The 20,373-nt window shown below is 62.8% G+C and carries 17 protein-coding genes; 8 read left to right on the plus strand and 9 right to left on the minus strand.

Annotated features, from left to right (window positions below):
• Positions 1-851, plus strand: an 851-nt coding sequence (locus ACOVRJ_RS05410) for a MipA/OmpV family protein (RefSeq protein ID WP_422042871.1), incomplete at its 5' end; no start/stop codon positions are given.
• A gap of 12 nt (positions 852-863) precedes the next feature.
• On the opposite strand, the gene ACOVRJ_RS05415 is transcribed toward ACOVRJ_RS05410, so the two are convergent.
• Positions 864-1,676, minus strand: a complete 813-nt coding sequence (locus tag ACOVRJ_RS05415) for an alpha/beta fold hydrolase (RefSeq protein WP_422042872.1) — start codon at positions 1,674-1,676, stop codon at positions 864-866.
• Between the two features lie 18 nt (positions 1,677-1,694).
• Positions 1,695-2,999, minus strand: a complete 1,305-nt coding sequence (locus ACOVRJ_RS05420; protein ID WP_422042873.1) for an O-acetylhomoserine aminocarboxypropyltransferase — start codon at positions 2,997-2,999, stop codon at positions 1,695-1,697.
• 115 nt (positions 3,000-3,114) lie between these two features.
• On the opposite strand from ACOVRJ_RS05420, the gene ACOVRJ_RS05425 reads away from it, so the two are divergent.
• The 6 genes from ACOVRJ_RS05425 (at position 3,115) to ACOVRJ_RS05450 (ending at position 11,485) form a co-directional block, all read left to right on the plus strand.
• Entirely contained in the window at positions 3,115-3,585 is a 471-nt protein-coding gene (locus tag ACOVRJ_RS05425; RefSeq protein ID WP_422042874.1) for a CBS domain-containing protein, read from the plus strand.
• 145 nt (positions 3,586-3,730) lie between these two features.
• A complete protein-coding gene (gene aroC, locus ACOVRJ_RS05430; RefSeq protein WP_422042875.1) occupies positions 3,731-4,831 on the plus strand; it encodes a chorismate synthase in 1,101 nt (366 codons plus the stop codon).
• Between the two features lie 5 nt (positions 4,832-4,836).
• Positions 4,837-6,048: an MFS transporter gene (locus ACOVRJ_RS05435; protein ID WP_422042876.1), complete on the plus strand. Its 1,212-nt coding sequence runs from the start codon at positions 4,837-4,839 to the stop codon at positions 6,046-6,048.
• A gap of 119 nt (positions 6,049-6,167) precedes the next feature.
• Complete coding sequence (locus ACOVRJ_RS05440) at positions 6,168-7,370, plus strand: efflux RND transporter periplasmic adaptor subunit (RefSeq protein ID WP_422042877.1); 1,203 nt, start codon at positions 6,168-6,170, stop codon at positions 7,368-7,370.
• Between the two features lie 10 nt (positions 7,371-7,380).
• Entirely contained in the window at positions 7,381-10,602 is a 3,222-nt protein-coding gene (locus ACOVRJ_RS05445; RefSeq protein WP_422042878.1) for an efflux RND transporter permease subunit, read from the plus strand.
• Positions 10,603-10,714: 112 nt separating this feature from the next.
• Positions 10,715-11,485: a substrate-binding periplasmic protein gene (locus ACOVRJ_RS05450; protein ID WP_422042879.1), complete on the plus strand. Its 771-nt coding sequence runs from the start codon at positions 10,715-10,717 to the stop codon at positions 11,483-11,485.
• 35 nt (positions 11,486-11,520) lie between these two features.
• Here the strand turns inward: ACOVRJ_RS05450 and arsH are convergent, their stop codons facing one another.
• From arsH to ACOVRJ_RS05475, 5 genes are read right to left on the minus strand one after another with little or no spacing between them, the layout of a single operon-like run.
• Entirely contained in the window at positions 11,521-12,252 is a 732-nt protein-coding gene (gene arsH, locus ACOVRJ_RS05455; RefSeq protein WP_422042880.1) for an arsenical resistance protein ArsH, read from the minus strand.
• The gene (locus ACOVRJ_RS05460) at positions 12,245-12,937 is read right to left on the minus strand and encodes an aquaporin (RefSeq protein WP_422042881.1); all 693 of its coding nucleotides are present in this window, start codon (positions 12,935-12,937) and stop codon (positions 12,245-12,247) included. Before ACOVRJ_RS05460 ends, arsH begins: the two co-directional genes overlap by 8 nt.
• A 2-nt stretch (positions 12,938-12,939) precedes the next feature.
• Positions 12,940-13,452 carry an arsenate reductase ArsC gene (locus ACOVRJ_RS05465; protein ID WP_422042882.1) on the minus strand — a complete coding sequence of 171 codons (513 nt, stop codon included), beginning with the start codon at positions 13,450-13,452 and terminating at the stop codon, positions 12,940-12,942.
• An 18-nt stretch (positions 13,453-13,470) separates the two neighbouring features.
• Positions 13,471-13,965 (minus strand): arsenate reductase ArsC, encoded by a 495-nt coding sequence (locus ACOVRJ_RS05470; RefSeq protein WP_422042883.1) that lies wholly within the window; start codon positions 13,963-13,965, stop codon positions 13,471-13,473.
• Positions 13,966-13,993: 28 nt separating this feature from the next.
• Entirely contained in the window at positions 13,994-14,317 is a 324-nt protein-coding gene (locus ACOVRJ_RS05475) for an ArsR/SmtB family transcription factor (RefSeq protein ID WP_422042884.1), read from the minus strand.
• Between the two features lie 196 nt (positions 14,318-14,513).
• Here ACOVRJ_RS05475 and arsA point away from each other — a divergent pair, with 196 nt between their 5' ends.
• The gene (gene arsA / locus ACOVRJ_RS05480) at positions 14,514-16,283 is read left to right on the plus strand and encodes an arsenical pump-driving ATPase (RefSeq protein WP_422042885.1); all 1,770 of its coding nucleotides are present in this window, start codon (positions 14,514-14,516) and stop codon (positions 16,281-16,283) included.
• 11 nt (positions 16,284-16,294) lie between these two features.
• On the opposite strand, the gene ACOVRJ_RS05485 is transcribed toward arsA, so the two are convergent.
• On the minus strand, positions 16,295-17,686 hold the full coding sequence (locus tag ACOVRJ_RS05485; RefSeq protein ID WP_422042886.1) for an L-serine ammonia-lyase: 1,392 nt from the start codon (positions 17,684-17,686) through the stop codon (positions 16,295-16,297).
• 99 nt (positions 17,687-17,785) lie between these two features.
• On the minus strand, positions 17,786-20,373 hold a 2,588-nt coding region (gene gcvP / locus ACOVRJ_RS05490; protein ID WP_422042887.1), incomplete at its 5' end, for an aminomethyl-transferring glycine dehydrogenase.

Here is a 20,373-nt window from a genome sequence, read left to right on the forward strand (position 1 = left end):
CCCCGCCTGCCACGGAGCAAAGTGACGATCCGATTGAGAGCCTTTTGAAACCGCCCATGAAGGCCTTGATCACCGTGCTCGACCCCGAGATGGAACACGGTGAGTTGGTGGACGATGACTTCCGTTATCTGATCGGCGTGGCCAGTCATTACGGTGCCGATTACTGGGGCTCCAAGCAATACAACGCCTCGCTTGGGCCGATGTGGGCGCTGCGTTGGGGCAAGTGGCGCATCTCTACCTCGGGTGGTGCCGCCTTGATGGGCTTCGGCCATGCGGCTATCGGCCCAGGCCCGGGTGCCAGCCGGGATCTCTACAGCGATGGGCGCTTCAGATTCGGCGTCAGCCTGCGTCTGGATGGCGGCCGCAAGATCAGCAATGAAGGCGTGACCGCCGGCTTGCCCGAAGTGCGCAGCACCGTGCGCGGGCGCCTCTATGGTGCTTACACGCTGGCGCCCGAATGGCATCTGTCCGGCGCGCTGGGGCAAGACCTGGCGGGACGCGGCGGCGGCCTGGTCGGCCATATCGACCTGAGCCACAGCCTTTACCGCGACAGCCGCTCCGAACTCTTGGCCGGCCTTAGCCTGGGCGGCGGGGATGGCCGCTATATGGACAGTTATTTCGGCGTTCCCGAGGGCAGCGCCGCCGCGACCCGTTTGGGGCGCAGCTACCGGGCCAGGGCGGGTTTGCGTGAGTTCAGCGTGAATGCCGGCTACACCTATGCCTTCAGCCCCCATTGGCTGGGCTTTGCAAGTGCGGGCTACAGCCGCCTCTTGGGTCCGGCTTTAAACAGCCCGATCATCGAGCAGAACCAGGGCTACAGCCTGGGGCTGAGCATCGGCTATCGCAACTGAAGGCGCGTAGCTTCAAACCCCTTTGCGGGTCAAGGCAATGCGAACAGCCTGCAGCATCAAGTCCGGTTGCTCGGCCATCAGCGAGTGTCCGGCGGGTAGCAAATGAGTCTTGGCTTGCAAGGCTTCGGCCAGTGAGCGGCTTTGTTTTGGCGACGTCATTTGGTCGCGCTCGCCCAGGATGAAGTCGCAAGGGCAAGTCACACGAGCCGCAGCTTCTAGACCGCCGTCATAGGCGTCACACAGTCGGAAATCGTGAGCGAACAGATTGAGGGCCGTTTGCTTGGCTTGGATGCGCCGCTTCAGTGCCAACTCAGCGCCTTGCAGCCAAGCCCCGGGGCCGGGGTAAGAAGGCTTAGCGGCCAGGCTGGAGAAGGAGAACTGATTGACCATCTGAATGGCCTTGCACGGGTCTGCTTCGGCGGTGTTCAGCAGCGCCTCGCTCACCTTCATCGGGTAAGCGGTGCCCACCATCAGCAAATGGCTGGCGCGCTCGGGCTGCCGTGCTGCAGCTTCGAGCGCGATCAGCGAGCCCATGCTGTGGCCGACCAAGGCCGCGCGGCTGATGCCGGCTGCATCGAGCAGATCCCAGATCCAATCGCCCAACTCGGCAATGCTGCTGAGCGCCGGGCCGCCGCTGCGACCGTGGCCGGGCAAGTCGACCGCCAACACCGCATGCCCATGGTGAGCAAACCAGCGCGCCAGCAGCGTCCAGACGCTGTGGTCATTCAAGGCACCGTGGATGAAGACGAGCGCGGGCAGGGTGGGGTCCAACGGTTTGCCGCCGGTGTAGGCATAGGCCTCTTGGCCCTTGACGATGGTTTTCATCTGGCTGCTTCCCTGCGCTTATTTGGAGGCGAGCTTGAGCGCGCGCTTCAGGTCATCGATCAAGTCGTCGGCATCTTCCAGGCCGATGGAGAGGCGGATGGTGCCCGGCGCAATGCCGGCCAGCGCGAGCGCGGCGTCGTCCATGCGGCTGTGGGTGGTGGAGGCGGGGTGGATCACCAAAGAGCGGCAGTCGCCCACATTGGCCAGGTGCGAGAAGATCTTCAAGCCTTCGATGAAGGCCTGCCCTTGGGCCCGTGAGCCTTTCAAGTCAAAGCTGAAGACCGAGCCGCAGCCGCGCGGCAGCAAGGTCTGCGCCAGCGCATGGTCGGGGTGGCTGGCCAAGCCGGGGTAGCCGACTCGTTCGACTTGCGCATGGGCCGCCAAAAACTCGGCGATCTTCTGCGCGTTCTGCACATGGCGCTGCATGCGCAGGGACAAGGTCTCAATGCCTTGCAAGATCAACCAGGCGGTGTGCGGGCTCATGCAGGCGCCAAAGTCGCGCAGGCCTTCGCGGCGAGCGCGCAGCAAGAAGGCGCCGACGGTGCTCTCTTCCGCAAACACCATGTCGTGAAAGCCCGCATAGGGCTCGCACAACTCGGGGAACAAGCCGTGCCGCTCGTGCGCGGCTTGCCAGTCAAAGTTGCCGCTGTCCACCAACACGCCGCCCACCACCGTGCCGTGGCCCGATAGAAACTTGGTCGCCGAGTGATAGACCAAGTCTGCACCATGAGCAAAAGGCCGCATCAAATAGGGCGTGGTCAAGGTCGAGTCCACCAGCAAGGGCAGACCCGCTTCGTGAGCAATCTGGGCGATGTTCGGGATGTCCAGCACATCCAGGCCGGGGTTGCCCAGCGTTTCGCCAAACAGCAGCTTGGTATTGGGCCGAATGGCGGCTCGCCAAGCGTCCAGTTCGCCGGGCTTCACAAAGGTGGTCTCGATGCCGAAGCGCGCCAAGGTGTAGTGCAAAAGATTGTGCGAGCCGCCGTAGAGCGCGCCGCTGGCGACGATGTGCGAGCCGGCGCCAGCCAAGGTCGCAATCGCCAAGTGCAGGGCCGCCTGACCGCTGGCGGTAGCAATAGCACCGACGCCTCCTTCCAGCGCTGCGACCCGCTCCTCGAATACCGCCGTGGTCGGGTTGGACAAGCGAGAGTAGACATGGCCAGCGCGTTCCATATTGAACAGCGAGGCGGCGTGCGCGGAGTTCTCGAACACGAACGAGGTGCTCAGATGCAGCGGCGTGACGCGCGCGCCGGTGCTGGGGTCGGGGGCAGCCCCGGCGTGTAGCGCCAAGGTGTCAAAAGCAGGGTCGGCATAGCCGGACATGGTGTCTCCCAGATGTTTGATGCGGAGATTGTGTGCTATGTTTCTTCCCAGTTACCAACCCGGCATCGGAGCCGCCATTTTTGGCCCTGGATGCCCAGCGTTTGAGGAGAAGAGCATGAAGGTCGTCGACATACTGCGGGTCAAGGGCGGCACGCTGTTCACGGTCACCCCGGACGAATCGCTGTCGCTGGCGGTCACGACCATGGCCGAGCGGGATATCGGCTCTTTGGTGGTGATGACGCATGGTGATCTGGTCGGCATGCTGACCTTCCGTGAGGTCATTGCTGCGGTGGTTCGCAACGGCGGCAGTGTCGGCTCCATGCTGGTTCGCACCGTCATGGATGACCATCCGCTGACCTGCACGCCCGAAACCGAAATCGACGAAGTGCGCCGCATGATGTTGGGCCGCCATGCCCGTTATATGCCCGTGCTGAACGGCAAGACGCTGATGGGCGTGATCTCTTTTTACGACGTCGCCAAGGCGGTGGTGGACGGGCAAGACTTCGAGAATCGCATGCTCAAGGCCTATATCCGCGATTGGCCGCTGGAAGACAATCCGGAGACCGCAGGCGAGTCCAAGCTCTGAGCAAGCGCTGAGCGCCTGCCTGTTCTCCAATTGACCAAGCGGCCTGCGGGCCGCTTTTTTCATGGCCGCACCGGCCTATGCCTGAGCGCCCGATAGAATCGGCCAGCCTTTGCGCACCCCATTCCCCAAGCAAACCAGGTCATCCATGTCAGGCAGCACTTTCGGCGAATTGTTCCGTGTCACCAATTTCGGCGAGAGCCACGGACCCGCGATCGGCTGCGTGATTGATGGCTGCCCACCTGGCCTGGCCCTGAGCGAAGCCGACATTCAACCCGAGTTGGATCGCCGTCGCCCCGGCACCTCGCGCCATGTGACCCAGCGCAATGAGCCCGATGCGGTGGAGATCCTCTCCGGTGTGTATGAAGGCTTCACCACCGGCACGCCGATTTGCTTGTTGATCAAGAACACCGATCAGCGCAGCAAGGACTACGGCAATATCCTCGACACCTTCCGCCCCGGCCATGCCGACTACGCCTACTGGCGCAAATACGGCTTGCGTGATCCGCGCGGCGGCGGCCGCAGTTCGGCCCGCATGACGGCGCCCATGGTCGGCGCTGGCGCGGTGGCTCGCAAATGGTTGAAAGAAAAATTCGGCACCGAGTTTCGCGGCTGCATGACACAACTCGGCGAGATCGAGATTCCTTTCGAAGGCTGGGAGCACGTCAGCAACAACCCCTTCTTTGCGGCCAATGCCAGCAAGATTGCTGAGCTGGAAGCCTATATGGACGCGCTGCGCAAGTCGGGCGATTCGGTCGGCGCACGCATTCGGGTCGAAGCCACCGGCGTGCCGGTGGGCCTGGGGGAGCCGCTGTTCGACAAGCTCGATGCCGATATCGCCTACGCCATGATGGGCATCAATGCGGTCAAGGGTGTGGAGATCGGCGCCGGTTTTGGCGTGGTGGCTCAGCGTGGCAGCGAGCATGGTGACGAGCTGACGCCGCTGGGTTTCGCCTCGAACAATTCGGGTGGCATGCTGGGCGGCATTTCAACCGGCCAGGACATCGTCGCTTCTATCGCCATCAAGCCCACCAGCTCGATCCGTACGCCCAAAGCCTCGATCAACCGCGCCGGTGAGGTTTCGACCGTCGAGACCTTTGGTCGCCATGACCCTTGCGTCGGCATCCGCGCCACGCCGATTGCCGAGGCCATGCTGGCCCTGGTCTTGATGGATCATGCCCTGCGTCACCGAGCGCAGTGCGGCGATGTGGTCTTGCCAATCGAAGCGATTGCCGCGTCCGCCCCTTGAATTGAATGGCTGAAAGCGCCGCATCCAGGCGCACGCTGCAGGCCTGCAGCGCACTTTCTTTCGCCTACTTCGCTGCGATCGGCGGCTTCAATCCCTTTGCCCCGCTTTGGTACAAGGAGCTGGGTCTGTCCGTCGTGGCGATTGGCTTTTTGGTCTCGCTCGCCAGTTGGACCCGGCTGTTTGCGCCCTATGCCTGGGGGGCTTTGGCGGACCGAACCGGTCAACGCATCAAGATCATCCGGTTTGCGTCATTGGCAAGCTTGCTCGCCGGTCTAGGCTTTTTACTGCCGCCACCTTGGCAGACGGCGACGACGCTGGCTGCGGCGACGTTTTTGATGTTCAGCTTCAACGCGGCCATCGTGCCGCTGACGGAGACGCTGATCGCCGCGCAGTTGATGACGCCGGAGGGTGGCATGGATGCGCGCCGTTATGGCCGGGTCCGGGTCTGGGGATCGGTCGGTTTTTTGGCGACCGTCTTGCTGGCCGGTTGGTGGTTCGAGCATTTCGGCATGAAGGCCTTTGCGGCCACAGTCCTTGTTTTGCTGGCCTTCGTGGTGGTGATGGCCTGGCGCTTGCCGGATCAAACGGAAGCTGCCGGGCACACGCATGTGCCGGGCCCGCCCGTCACCGAAGTGATGCGCCGGCCGGAGGTGCGCTGGTTCTTTGCCGGTGTCTTTCTGACCGTGCTGGCGCACACGGCGCTCTACACGTTTTTCAGCCTCTACCTTGACTCGTTGGGCTACGGCAAGCAGATCGTCGGTCTTCTGTGGGCGGCATCGGTGGGGGTGGAGATCGCCTGGTTCTCGCTGCAGGGCCGCATGATGGAGCGCGGCAGCTTGCACCACTGGCTGATTGCAGCGGCTGTGTTGACGGCATTGCGCTTTGGTCTGACCGGCGCCTTCGCCGACAGTTTGCTGATCTTGGTGCTGGCGCAATGCCTGCACGCCATCACCTTCGCGGCCCAACACACCGCCTGCATCGCGCTGGTGACGCGCTACTTCCCTGGCCCTCTGCGCGGTCGGGGTCAAGCCTTGTATTCGGTCCTGGGCTATGGTTGCTCGGGCGTGCTGGGCAGCGTGGCCGGTGCCTGGCTGGTTTCTCACACCGGCTATGCCGCCGTCTTCGGTGTGGCTGCACTGGCCGCGCTGGGCAGCGCGGTTTGCTGCTGGCGCAGCCTGGTTTGGGATCGCCGCCGGGCAACTCTGAAGACCCTCTGATCAGCGCTGCAAGCAGGTCGAGCACCGGTTTCTGCAGTTCATCCCTCTCGCTATCGCGGCCGAGCAGGCCCGTCCCTACACTGCGGCCACTTTCAGCCAGACAGATATTGGGGGATTCCATGCGCAAGCAATGGCTTATCGGCGGCATCGCCGCAGTGGTTTTGGCCGGTGGTGCCGGTGTCATCGTGCTGGGCAGCAGCAAGGCCAGTCAATCTCCAACCGCAGGGTCCCACGCAAACGCCAGCAAGAAAAGTGGCGATGACAAGCCCGCCGTGGCGCTGGAGTTCGTCCCCAGCGAGGTGGTCAAGCCGGTCTTGACCCGCATGCCCGCGCAGATCGAGTTCTCAGGCCCCTTGGTGGCGCCTGGCACCGTGGTGGTGCGTGCCAAGTCAACCGGCACCTTGGTGAACCTCAGCGTGGCCGAAGGCAGCCGTGTCAAGGCTGGGCAGAACCTGGGCCAATTGGACCTGGAAGAGTTGCGCTACCGCATCGCCGAGCGCAATGCGAGCTTGGAGTCGGCCCGCGCGCAGTTTGACCAAGCCGAGCGTCAGTTCAAGGCCAATCAAGGCCTGGCGGATCAGAAGTTCATTGCCTCGACGGCGCTGGACACCTCAAGAGCCAGCTTGGAAGCCGCCCGCGCCCAGGTCTCGGCCGCAAAGGCGCAGTTGGACACCGCCCAGGTGACGCTGCGTCAGGCCGCATTGGTGGCGCCCATCAGCGGCGTGGTCAGCAAGCGCCACGCGCTGCCTGGCGAGAAGTTGGCGCCCGAACAACAAGTCCTCAGCATCGTGGACTTGAGTCGCTTGGAGCTGGCGGGCTTGGTCGGCACCCATGAGGTCAGCCGTTTGAAGCCCGGCATGCCGGTGCAGATCAAGGTGGAGGGCAGTGACCGCTCGGTGGAGGCGCGCATCAGCCGCATTGCACCGGCGGCCGAACCCGGCACCCGCTCGATTGGTGTGACCCTGGAGCTGGCCAATCCCAAAGAGGAGTACCGCGCCGGTCAATATGCCGTCGCACGCGTCGAGTTGCCGGATGATGCCGAACGCCTGACGGTGCCGCAGGCGGCCGTCACCAGCAATGCCGGCCAGGAACAGGTGTGGATGATTGAGAACGGCGCTCTGCTGCGCCGCATTGTCACCACCGGTCGCAGCGATGCGCGAGAAGGCCGGGTGGAGGTCTTGCAGGGTCTCAGCCCTAGCGCCCAGGTGTTAGCCGCACGTTTCGACAATTTACGCGAGGGCGCCAAGGCCTCGGTGGTGCCGACCAAGACCAAGGTGGCCGCAAGTGGCGCGCCGGCGGCCTCTGCCGTTGCGGTGAACTGAGGACCGCATCATGTGGATGACCAAAGTTTCGATCCAAAACCCGGTCTTTGCGACCATGGTGATGGTGGCGCTGTGCGTGTTGGGTCTGTTCTCCTATGCCAAGCTGGGGGTGGAGAACATGCCGGACATCTCCGTTCCGGTGGCCTCGGTGGATGTGCGCTATCCCGGGGCTTCGCCCGAAGCGATGGAGCGCGAAGTGGCCAAGCCACTCGAAGAAGCGCTGAACTCGATTGCCGGCGTTGAAAAAGTGATGTCGCGCAGTTTCGAGGGTCGGGTGCAAGCGCAGGTGGAGTTCGGCCTGAACACCGATATGGGCCGCGCCATGCAGGAAGTGCGTGACCGCGTGGCCGCTGCGCAAGCCAGCTTTCCCCGCGAAGTGAAGGCGCCATCGGTGGCGCGCGCCCAGATCGAGGACAACCAGCCCGTCGTGCTGGCCGCGCTGATGAGCAAGACCCGGCCGGCGCGCGAACTGTCCATGATGGCGGAGCTAAATATCGCCAAGCGCCTGGGTCGTGTGGATGGCGTTGCGCGGGTGGATGTGGGCGGTTTGGTCACGCGCGAGGTGCGCATCGACCTGGATCCGCTGCGGCTGCGCGCCTACGGCGTCACGCCTGCTGAAATCTCACAGGCCTTGCGTGAGGCCAATGCCGACCAGCCTGTCGGCCTGATCTCTGACAAGAATGCCGATGCGATTCTGCGCGTTGAGGGCCGCGTCAAAGACCCCAAGCAGTTCGCCAACATCGTGGTCGCAAGGCGCGGCAATTTGGTGCTGACCCTCGGTGACTTGGGCGCCTTGGTGGAGCGCGAACGTGAGCCCGACAGCATTGCCCGCATCAATGGCGCGCAGGCGGTTACCTTCAACGTCTTCAAGCAGCAAGACGCCAATATCGTGACCACTGGCGAGGGGGTCAAAGAAGCGATGGCGGAGCTGCGCAAGACGCTGCCGGCGGATGTGGAGTTGGAGATCATCTTTGCTTCCAGCGACAACGTGAAAAACTCGCTTCAAGGTCTCAAACACACGCTGATCGAAGGCGCCTTGCTGACCATCGCCATCGTGTTCCTGTTCCTGCACAGCTGGCGCTCCACCATCATCACCGGCCTGACGCTGCCAATCGCGGTGATCTCCAGCTTCATCGCCATCCATGCCTTCGGCTTCACTCTGAATTTCATGACGATGATGGCGCTGAGCCTGTGCATCGGCCTCTTGATCGACGACGCCATCGTGGTGCGTGAGAACATCGTGCGCCATGTCGGCATGGGCAAAGACCATCGCACTGCCGCCTTTGACGGCACCAACGAGATCGGCCTGGCGGTGATGGCCACCACCTTCGCGATCTGCGCGGTGTTTGTGCCCATTTCCTTCATGGGCGGCATCATCGGCAAGTTCTTCTATCCCTTCGGTATCACGGTGGCGGTGGCGGTGCTGGTGAGCTTGTTTGTTAGCTTCACGCTGGATCCGATGCTCAGCTCGATCTGGAAAGACCCACCGAGCCATTACCTGCAGCGCGTGCCGGTCATTGGCCATTTGCTTCGGGCCACCGATCGCGGCATGGACGTCTTGCACCGCGCCTATGAGGTGACGATTCGCTGGGCTTTCTCGGGCCGCCGCTATCGGCTGTGGGTGCCGCCGATCCCGGTGTTTGGCCGTCCTTTTGATGCCCAGGGTCAGCGCGATCGCAGCCAGAAGCGCCGCCTGCGTCTGGCCACCATCACGCCGCGCGGCCTGGTTATGATGGGCGGCGGGGGCAGCTTTGTGCTGGCTTTGGTGCTGGCCGGCTTTGTCGGCAGCGAGTTCGCTCCCAAGACCGATGACAGCTTCACCCAGGTCAATCTGCGCATGCCGGTCGCCTCCAGTCTGGAGCGCAGCAATGCCAAAGTGGCGCAGATCGAAGCGATCCTGAGCGAGTACAAGGAAATCAAGACGGTCTCCACCGTGATCGGCGGGGCTGGAGAGGGCATGACGACCGGCCGCAACCAGGCGACGCTGAGCATCTCCTTGGTCGACAAGAAGGAGCGCAAGCGCAGCCAAAAGCAGGTCGAAGATGCGATCCGCGCCGACATCGCCAAGATCCCCGGGGTGGATGCCAGCGTCGGCGGCGACCGCGCGATTTGGATCACGCTGCTGGGCAATGACCCGCAGGTGCTGACCCAGGCGGCCAACGATCTGGTCGCCAAGATCAAGAAGATCCCAGGTGCGGTCGATGTAGAGACCACGGTCAAGCCCGGTTTGCCGGCTTATGCCGTCAAGCTGAAGGATTCGGCCGTGCGCGAACTGGGTCTGACGGCACCCCAACTGGCCGCATCCTTGCGTGCCTATGTGAATGGCGATGTGGCCACCTACTGGACCACGCCGGATGGCAACCAGGTCGAGGTGCTCTTGCGCTTGCCGGTCGAGGCCCGACAGCGCGTCGATCAAATGCTGAAGCTGCCGGTGGCCTTTGCCAAGGATGGCTCGCCGATCTCGCTCGATCAGGTGGCCACCATCGAGTCGGTGTTCAACCCGGAAGTGATCCGCCGCCAAGATCTGCAACGCCGCGAGGCCGTGTTTGCAGGCACCGAAGGCCGGGCATCCGGTGACGTCAATGCCGATGTGCAAAAGATGATCAAGGCCACCCAACTGCCGCCCGGTGTCAGCTTCAATGTGGACGGCGGCGCCAAGCAGCAGGCCGAGGCCTTCAAGGGCTTGCTGGCGGCCATGGGCCTGGCGGTGATCTTCATTTACATCGTGTTGGCCAGCCAGTTCGGCAGCTTTGTGCAGCCCATCGCCATCATGGCTTCCTTGCCCCTGTCGCTGATCGGGGTGATGCTAGCTCTGCTGATCACCGGCTCGACGCTGAATGTGTTCTCGATGATTGGCCTGGTCATGCTGATGGGCTTGGTCAGCAAGAACGCAATTCTGTTGGTGGACTTTGCCAACCATGCGCGCAAGGCGGGCGCCACGATCCCAGAGGCGCTTTTGCAGGCCGGTTTGATCCGCATGCGCCCCATCATCATGACCACCGCGGCCATGGTCTTTGGCATGTTGCCGATGGCGATCGCCCTGAACCAAGGCGCTGAGATCCAGGCACCGATGGGCCGCGCCATCATCGGGGGGGTGATCACTTCCACGCTCTTGACCCTGGTGGTGGTGCCAGTGCTGTACTCCTATTTGGTGCGGGAACGCAAGCCGGAGGCCAAGGCTGCCGTGGCGGATCAGCCTTCGCCATCCTTGGGTTTGATGCCGGCCGAGTAAACCAGCCTCGCGGTTCAAGCAAAGGGCGTCCTTGACGCCCTTTTTTTGTGCCTAGGGACTCGCCCTGATGCTCAGGCAAAGCAGATCCCTTGCTGCTATTCTCTGCGCACCGATGTTGACAATTTCCAGCTGTTTTTGGCGTTACGGCTTGGCAAGCTTGGCGCTGTTCCTTTGCCTGTTGCGGCCAGCGCAGGCCGAGTTGCGCTTGCTGAGCGAAGAGTTTCCACCGATCAACTTCAGCCAAGAGGGGGTACCCAAAGGCCTGGCGGTGGAAGTGGTGCAAGAGATTCAGCGCCGCCTGGGCCGAAAGCAGAGCATTGAGTTCATGCCCTGGGCTCGAGCCTTTCGGGAGGTCAAAGGATCGGGAACCGTGGCGCTGTTTTCGATGGCGCGGACCCCGGACCGTGAGAAGCAGTTCAAATGGGTCGGTCCCATCGTCATCTTCTACAGCTCTATCTACGCCCCAGCCCAGAACGGCATGCGCTTGCGCAGCATGGATGATGCGAAGAAGGCCTCGTCGGTCTTGGTGGTGCGCGACTGGTTCACGGCCGAGGAACTGAAGACCCTGGGATTCCAAAACCTGCGCCCAGTCAACGACCCAGTCACGGCCATCAAGATGTTGCTGGCCAAGCGTGCGCCTTTTTATGCCACCGAACGCTTGTCCATGCCGCAAATCATGGCCAAGGCCGGCGTATCGGAAGACGCGCTGGAGATCGTCTACAGCTACGCCAGCTCAGAAGGCTATATCGCGTTTTCTATGGATACGCCGGACGCCGTCGTCAAGGCCTGGTCCGACAAGCTGCAAGAGATGAAGCGCGACGGCAGTTTCTTGGCCATCTACAAGCGCTGGCTGCCCAAGGACAAGCCGCCCTTGGACCGTTAGGCCCGGGCGGTAGCAGACCTGGCTTTCACCAAAGCTTAAAGGGCGCGCTGATTGACCCGCCGTGATAGGGCCTCCGCACTTTCTTTGCGCTCGCTGTAGCGGTCCACCAGATAGGGCCCGAAGTCGCGGGTCAGCAGGGTGAATTTGACGAGCTCCTCCATCACGTCCACCACCCGGTCATAAAAGGCGGAGGGCTTCATGCGCCCCTCTTCGGTGAACTCGGCAAAGGCCTTGGCCACCGAAGACTGGTTGGGCACCGTCAGCATGCGCATCCAGCGCCCGAGGATGCGCATCTGATTCACCGCATTGAAGGACTGCGAACCGCCGCTGACCTGCATCAGCGCCAAGGTCTTGCCCTGGGTGGGGCGCACCGCCCCGTCGGACAAAGGAATCCAGTCGATCTGTGACTTCATCACCCCCGTCATGGCGCCATGGCGCTCCGGTGAGCACCAGACCATGCCCTCGGACCACAAGGCCAAAGCGCGCAACTCTTGCACCTTGGGGTGGGTGTCGACGGCGCCGTCCGGCAGCGGCAAGCCGCTGGGGTCAAAGATGCGCACCTCGGCGCCCATGGCCTCAAGCAGGCGTGCTGCCTCAAAGCTCAGCAGCCGGCTGTAGGAACGATCGCGCAGCGAACCGTAGAGGATCAGGATGCGCGGCGGATGCTGTGAGGGCTGCGGTGTTTGAAGTCGCTCTAGCGCAGGGCGCTCGAACAAGTCTTGCTGCAGCGCCGGAAAGCTTGCATTGGGGAACAGCAGCTCAGACATGTTCGAGCTCCGCAGCGCCGCCTTGAGGGGTCGCAGGTTTGGGCGATAAAGCCTGATGCACGGCTACGGCCAAGCTGGCACCGAGCAGTTGCGCCACGACAAAGCCTAAGGCGCTGCTGGGGGCAATGCCGGCGAAGCTGTCGCTGAACATGCGGCCGAACACGGCCGCCGGGTTGGCAAAAGAGGTTGAAGCGGTGAACCAGTAGGCCGCGCCAATATAGGCCGCGACCATGGCCGAGGCACGCCCAGCCGGGGCGCGCAGAATCACCAGCAGGAGGCCAAATGTCGCTACGGCCTCGGCGATCCATTGCCCAGTGCCGCCGCGCAGCTTGCTGGAAAACTGCCAAATACTCAATTCAAACATGGCGTGCACCAGCCAGGCGCCGAGCATGGCCCCCAGCAACTGCACCGCGATGTAAGAAGGGAGCAGGGCTTTGGGCAAATCTCCGCGACAAGCCATCACCAGCGACACCGCCGGGTTGAAGTGGGCACCGCTGATCGGCCCAAACACCTCGATCAAGATGTAGAGGCCACCCACGGTGGCCAGCGTATTCGCCAGCAGGGCCAAGGCCACATTGCCGCCCGCCAAGCGCTCGGCCATCACGCCGGAGCCAATCACGACGGCCAGCAGGAGCGCGGTGCCGAGCGCCTCGGCCAGGAGCTTTTGTGAAGTGCTGCTGTTCATGTTCAAGAGGCTGCAATCTCGTTCAAGGCGGCCAGCAACTCGGCCTTGCTCAACTGCCCCAAGGGCAAGCTCAAGAGTTGCAGCATGCGGTAGGCAATCGCCTGCCGGGTCAGCTCAAAGGCCCGGCGCTTGCCCTCATCACCGCCTTCGGCGTTGGATGGGTCGGGGTAGCCCCAGTGGATCTTCAAGGGCTGACCGCCCGCAGAGGGTGAGCCAAAAAAGACTGGGCACTGCTCGGCCGCGGCGCTATCGCACACCGTGATGACCAAGGACAGCGGAGGCGCCTCGGGGCCGGTGAACTCATCCCAGCTCTTGCTGCGGTAGCCGCTGATGTCAACGCCGGCATTCGTCAGCGCTTCCAGGGCGAAGGGGTTCAGCCGACCGCTGGGCGCGCTGCCGGCGCTGAAGGCGCGAACATCTTTGCCGAGCTTTTTCGCCCAATGGTTGAGCATGCCTTCGCTGAGCACGCTGCGGGCGGAGTTGTGGGTGCAGAGGATGAGAACGTTAAAGGTCATGGTAAGAAACTCATTGAATTAAGCGTGACCGATGTCTTGCACCGCTTGCTGCAAGGACATCTTGTTGAGGCTGGCAATAGGAAGCGCGAGCATCAATTCAATTCGCCGTTTGAGCGCAATAGCGGTATCTTGAAAGGCTAGTTGTTTTTGATCTTCACTACCTTCTACAGCCGCTGGGTCTGGCATACCCCAATGGGCTGTCATCGGTTGCCCTGGCCATACGGGGCAAACCTCGCCTGCCGCCTTGTCGCAGACGGTGAAAACGAAGTCCAAGACAGGCGCTTGCGGCAGGGTGAACTCGTCCCAGTTCTTGCTCCGATAGCCTTCCTGGTGCAAATGCAGTCGAGCAAGCGTCTCTAGTGCGAGCGGATTGACCGCACCGACGGGATGGCCGCCAGCGGAATAGGCTCTGAACTTTCCTTGCCCGAGATGATTCATCAGCGCTTCAGCAAGGATGGATCGAGCGGAATTGCCGGTACAGACGAACAGAACGTTGTAGATGGGTTGATTCACTGGATTCCTTCTATTGAAGTGAAGCGACTTAGCAGTCGCATGCAGACGCTGCTGCGGTCGTGCAGGCTTCACCTTGGCAGCAGTTTTCGGTCAGATAGGCCAGCAAGCCATTCATATGCTCGAAGGAGGCCCGGTAGACCAGGTTGCGGCTCATGCGCTCCTGGCTCACCAAGCCGGCATTGGCCAACTCCTTCAGGTGAAAGGACAGGGTCGCCGCCGGAAGCTCCAGCGCCTCGGCAATGGCGCCAGGCGTCAGGCCTTCTTTGCCGGCTACGACCAAGAGGCGAAACACCTTCAAGCGATGGGTCTGCGCCAGGGCGGCGAGCGAGCGAATGATGACTTGTTCTTCCATAGAACGATGATTCTATAGATTTGGAAATATGGATGCAAGAGTTGATGCAGCGCAACTGAGACGGCTCAAACCAGTGCAGACTAGCGGTACCTTGGCTCGAGGTTCCAGCGACTTTTCGCCAGACTCAGAAGCCATCCTCGCGTTCTATCCCATCGCCCTCATCGGGCGGACACTGCGGAGCCTCATGGAAGCAAGCTTGAAATTCCTCGATCGCCTGCCTCGCTTTGCCTTCTTCACCGGCAAAGGCGGCGTTGGCAAAACCTCTCTGGCCTGTGCCACCGCCTTGAAACTGGCGGATTCTGGGCAGCGGGTGCTCTTGGTCAGCACCGACCCGGCGTCCAATGTCGGCCAAGTCTTTGATGTGCCAATTGGCAATGCGATCACCGCGATTCCTGCCGTGCCCCGCCTGTGGGCCTTAGAGATTGATCCCCATGCTGCAGCCCAAGGCTACCGGGACCGCATCGTTGGCCCTTCGCGCGGTGTCTTGCCCGATGCCGTGGTGAAAGGCATGGAAGAGCAGATGTCGGGCGCTTGCACCACCGAGATTGCCGCATTCGATGAGTTCACCGGTTTGTTGACCGGTGAAGCGCTGCTGACCCGTTTTGATCATGTGCTGTTCGACACCGCACCCACCGGCCATACCATTCGACTCTTGCAACTCCCAGGGGCTTGGAATCAGTTCCTGGAAACGGGCCAGGGCGACGCTTCTTGCCTGGGCCCATTGGCGGGTTTGGACAAGCAGAGAACGCAATACCAGGCTGCCGTAGAGGCCCTGGCCGACCCGCTTCGAACCCGGCTGGTTTTGGTGGCGCGCGCCCAGGCCTCGAGCCTTTGGGAACTGGCACGCACCCACCATGAATTGGCGGCCGTCGGCTTGTCTCAACAGTATCTGGTCATCAATGGCGTGATGCCCGCCGACGAAGGCGCAGATGATCCCTTGGCGGCGGCGGTGGCGCATCGAGAGACCCAGGCGCTCGCAGCGATGCCGGAGCTGCTGCGCTCGCTGCCCTTGGACTGCATTCCCTTGCAGGGTTTTGACTTGGTCGGTTTGGACGCCTTGCGGCAGTTTCTGACTGAGCCCCTCAAGCCCAATCCGCGGCAACAGGCCATCCAGGCGCTGACACCGCTGCAGGCTCCCGCCTTGTCCGATTTGATCGACGAGTTGGAGGCGCCCGGTCACGGGCTGATCATGGTGATGGGCAAGGGCGGTGTTGGCAAAACCACCTTGGCGGCGGCGCTTGCGCTCGCGCTGGCCCAGCGCGGGCATGAGGTGCACCTCAGCACTTCTGATCCAGCGGCGCATTTGACGGAGACCTTGAACGGAGCAATGGCTCAGCTCACCGTCAGCCGCATTGACCCGCAGACTGAAACGCAGCGCTACCGTGATCAAGTCATGGCCAGCAAGGGCAAGAAGCTGGATGCACACGGCCGTGCCCTGCTGGAAGAAGACCTGCGCTCGCCTTGCACCGAGGAGATTGCTGTCTTCCAGGCCTTCTCCCGCATCATCCGCGAGGCCGGCCGCAAGTTTGTGGTGATGGACACCGCCCCCACCGGCCACACCTTGCTGTTGCTTGATACCACGGGCGCCTATCACCGCGAGATCAGTCGGCAGATGAGCGATGCTGGCCTGCGCTTCACCACGCCGATGATGCAGTTGCAAGACGCCAGCCGCACCAAGGTCTTGATCGCCACCCTGGCCGAAAACACGCCGGTGCAAGAAGCCGCCCGGCTGCAGCAAGACCTGCGCCGGGCCGGCATTGAACCCTGGGCCTGGATCATCAACAACAGCTTGGCCGCCGGCCAGACCCGCTCAGCCTTGTTGCAAGCCCGGGCCGCGAAGGAGTTGCCTTTCGTTCAGGCCGTGGCTGCTGAGCATGCCAAGCGTTATGCAGTGGTGCCCTTGCAGGCCGAGGAGCCCGTGGGCATCACTCGCCTGATGGACTTGCTAAGGCCACAGCCGCGCTGAGCGAGGCCGGATCAGCACTCGACGATATTCACCGCCAAGCCGCCGCGTGCGGTTTCCTTGTACTTGGTCATCATGTCGGCGCCGGTGTCGCGCATGGTCTTGATGACTTTGTCCAAGCTGACAAAGTGGGTGCCGTCGCCGCGCAAAGCCATGCGGGCGGCGTTGATGGCCTTGACCGAAGCAATCGCATTGCGCTCAATGCAAGGGATCTGCACCAGGCCACCCACCGGGTCGCAGGTCAGGCCCAGGTGGTGTTCCATGCCGATCTCGGCGGCGTTCTCCACCTGCTCGGGCGTGCCACCCATCACCTGGCACAGAGCAGCCGCGGCCATGGAACAGGCCACGCCCACTTCGCCCTGGCAGCCGACCTCGGCGCCTGAGATCGAGGCGTTTTCTTTGTAGAGAATGCCGATCGCGGCGGCGGTCAGCAAGAAGTCGATCACGCCGTCGTCATTGGCGTGGTGCACAAAACGGCTGTAGTAATGCAGCACGGCGGGCACGATGCCGGCGGCGCCGTTGGTGGGCGCCGTGACGACTCGGCCACCCGCGGCGTTCTCTTCATTCACCGCCAGCGCATAGAGATTGACCCAGTCCATCACCTGCAGCGGATCGCGCAGGGCGGCTTCCGGGTTGGCGGTCAGGTCGCGGTGCAGTTGCGCGGCGCGGCGCTTGACCTTGAAGCCGCCGGGCAAAATGCCCTCGGTCTTGCAGCCGCGGGTGACGCAGTCTTGCATGACCTGCCAAATCTTCAAGAGGCCGGCGCGGGTCTCTTCGTCGCTGCGCCAGTGGCGCTCATTGCGGCGCATCACTTCGGCGATGCTGATGCCATGCTGCTTGGTCAAGGCCAGCAACTCGTCGCCCGACTTGAAGGGGTAGGGCAGCACGGTGGCGTCTGGCGCGATGACTTTTTGTTTTTGTCCGTCGGCCAGCACCTCTTCTGCCACCACAAAGCCGCCGCCCACCGAGTAGTAGGTGCGCTCAGTCAGCAACTCGCCTTGCTCGTCATAGGCGCTGAACTTCATGCCGTTGGCATGCAGCGGCAGGCTTTGGCGACGGAACATCACCAGGTCTTTGGCTTCATTGAAGGCAATGGTTTTTTCGCCCAGCAAGCTGACGGTATTGCCTGAGCGGATGGCGTCCAGGTAAGCCGGTACTTGCTCGACGTCCACCGTGTCCGGCTCATGGCCGGCCAAGCCCAGCAAGACCGCTTTGTCGCTGCCGTGGCCCTTGCCGGTGGCGCCCAAAGAACCGTACAGCTGCGACACCACACGCGCGGTTTTGCCCAGCAGCTCCTCATGGCGCAGGCGCAGCACGAAGAGCCGCGCGGCGCGCATGGGGCCGACGGTGTGGCTGCTGGATGGGCCGATGCCGATCTTGAAGAGGTCAAAAACTGAAACGGCCATGGGGCCTCCGCAGGAAAAAGTGAAAACTTGGGTTCAAAAAAAACCGACGGCGCAGCAGTGGGTTCTGCGCGCGGTCGGTTTTGCTTTTCAGAGTGTGGATCAGCTCTGGTAGTCGCTCATCGGGGGGCAAGAGCAAGACAGATTGCGGTCACCGTAGACGTTGTCCACTCGGCCCACTGGCACCCAGTACTTCTGGCGGCGCAGCGTGGCTACTGGGTAGGCGGCGACTTCGCGGCTGTAGCCATGGGTCCACTCGGCCTTCAGCAAGCTCTCGGCGGTGTGCGGCGCGTTCACCAGCGGGTTGTCTTCGCGGCTCCAAGTGCCCTTGGCCACTTCTTCGATCTCGGCGCGGATGGCCAGCATCGCATCACAGAAGCGGTCCAACTCGAACTTGGACTCCGACTCGGTCGGCTCCACCATCAAGGTGCCGGCCACCGGGAAGGACAGGGTCGGCGCATGGAAGCCGTAGTCGATCAAGCGCTTGGCCACGTCTTCGGCGCCGACGCCGGTTGCATCCTTCAGCGGACGGATGTCCAAGATGCACTCGTGGGCCACGCCGCCACCCTTGACGCCAGCGATATTGCCGCTGAAGTGGATGTCATAGGCATCGGCCAAACGTGCGGCCACATAGTTGGCCGACAGAATCGCCACTTCGGTGGCGGCCTGCAAGCCATCGGCGCCCATCATGCGCACATACATCCAGCTGATGGGCAGCACGGCGGCATTGCCCAGCGGTGCTGCGGAGACAGCGCCGATGGCGGTCTTGCTTTCATAGCCGGCAGCACGATGGGTCGGCAGGAAGGGAACCAGATCGGCAACCACGCAGACCGGGCCAACGCCGGGGCCGCCACCGCCGTGCGGGATGCAGAAGGTCTTGTGCAAGTTCAGGTGCGACACGTCACCGCCGAACTCGCCTGGAGCCGCCACGCCAACCAAGGCGTTCATATTGGCGCCGTCCACATAGACGCGGCCGCCATGGCTCTTCACCAGCGCGCAGATTTCCTTCACATGGGTGTCAAACACGCCGTAAGTGGAGGGGTAGGTGATCATGATGGCGGCCAAGTTGGCGCTGTGCTGTTCGCACTTGGCCTTCAGGTCAACCAGGTCGATATTGCCTTCCTTGTCGCACTTGGTCACCACCACCGTCATTCCGACCATCTGGGCGGAAGCGGGGTTGGTGCCGTGGGCCGACTCAGGGATCAAGCAGATCTTGCGATTGCCTTCGCCGCGCGACTCATGCCAGGCCTTGATGGCCAAGAGACCTGCGTACTCACCCTGCGAACCGGCATTGGGCTGCAGGCTGATGCCGGCGTAGCCGGTGGCTTGGCAGAGCCAGCCGGTCAGCTGCTCGTTCAGCAGGGCATAACCCTTCAACTGATCGTGCGGCGCGAAGGGGTGAATCGATGCGAACTCGGGCCACGTGATGGGGATCATCTCGCTGGTGGCGTTCAGCTTCATGGTGCAGGAGCCCAGCGGGATCATGCTGCGGTCCAGCGCCAAGTCCTTGTCCGACAGCGCGCGCAGATAGCGCAGCATCTCGGTTTCGGAGTGGTAGCGGTTGAAGACCGGGTGGCTCAGATAGGCCGAAGTGCGCTGCAGTTCCGCCGGGATCAGCGAAGCCACGCCCTTCTCAAAGGCCGAGAAGTCGGCCTCAGCCTTGCCAGCCGAGAACACCGCCAGCAGCGCTTGCAGGTCGGCGCGGGTGGTGGTTTCGTCCAGCGAGATGCTGACGGCATCCACGGCCGCACGGCGCAAGTTCATGCCGGCAGCGACGGCGGCAGCCAGCACGCCATCGGTCTTGCCGCCGGTTTGCACCGTCAGCGTGTCGAAGGCGCTGGTGTTGGCAATCGTCCAACCCAGATCTTGCAGACTCTTGGACAGCACAGCGGTGAAGCTGGCGACGCGCTGAGCGATGCGCTTCAGGCCGGCCGGGCCGTGATAGACCGCGTACATGCTGGCCACCACGGCCGGCAGCACCTGGGCGGTACAGATATTCGAGGTGGCTTTTTCGCGGCGGATGTGTTGCTCGCGGGTCTGCAGCGCCAAGCGGTAAGCCTGATTGCCGTGGGCGTCGATCGAGACGCCGACCAGGCGGCCGGGCAGGCTGCGCTTGTACTCGTCCTTGCAAGCCATGTAAGCGGCGTGTGGGCCGCCATTGCACATGGGCATGCCGAAGCGCTGGGTGGTGCCGACGGCAATGTCGGCGCCCATCTCGCCTGGGGACTTGATCAGGGTCAGGGCCAGCAAGTCGGCGGCTGCGATCAGCAAAGCGCCTTGGGCATGCAGGGCATCAGCGGCGGCTTGCAAGCTGCGCACTTCACCGAATACGCCGGGGTATTGAAGCAGGGCGGCAAAGCACTCGCTCTTGCCGGCTTCGGCAGCCGGGCCGACTTGCACGGTGAAGCCCAGCGGCTCAGCGCGGGTGCGCACCACTTCCAGCGTCTGCGGCAGCACATCGTCGGCAACGAAGAAGACTTGCGACTTGCTCTTGCCCACGCGGGCAGCCAGCGTCATCGCTTCAGCGGCGGCGGTGGCTTCGTCCAGCATGGAGGCATTGGCGATGGCCATGCCGGTCAGGTCGGTCACCATGGTCTGGAAATTGACCAGGGCCTCCATGCGGCCTTGCGAGATTTCGGCCTGGTAAGGCGTGTAGGCGGTGTACCAGGCGGGGTTTTCGAGGATGTTGC

Origin of the sequence: Roseateles sp. (assembly GCF_049240545.1) — a bacterium.
Classification (GTDB): Bacteria; Pseudomonadota; Gammaproteobacteria; order Burkholderiales; family Burkholderiaceae_C; genus Paucibacter_A.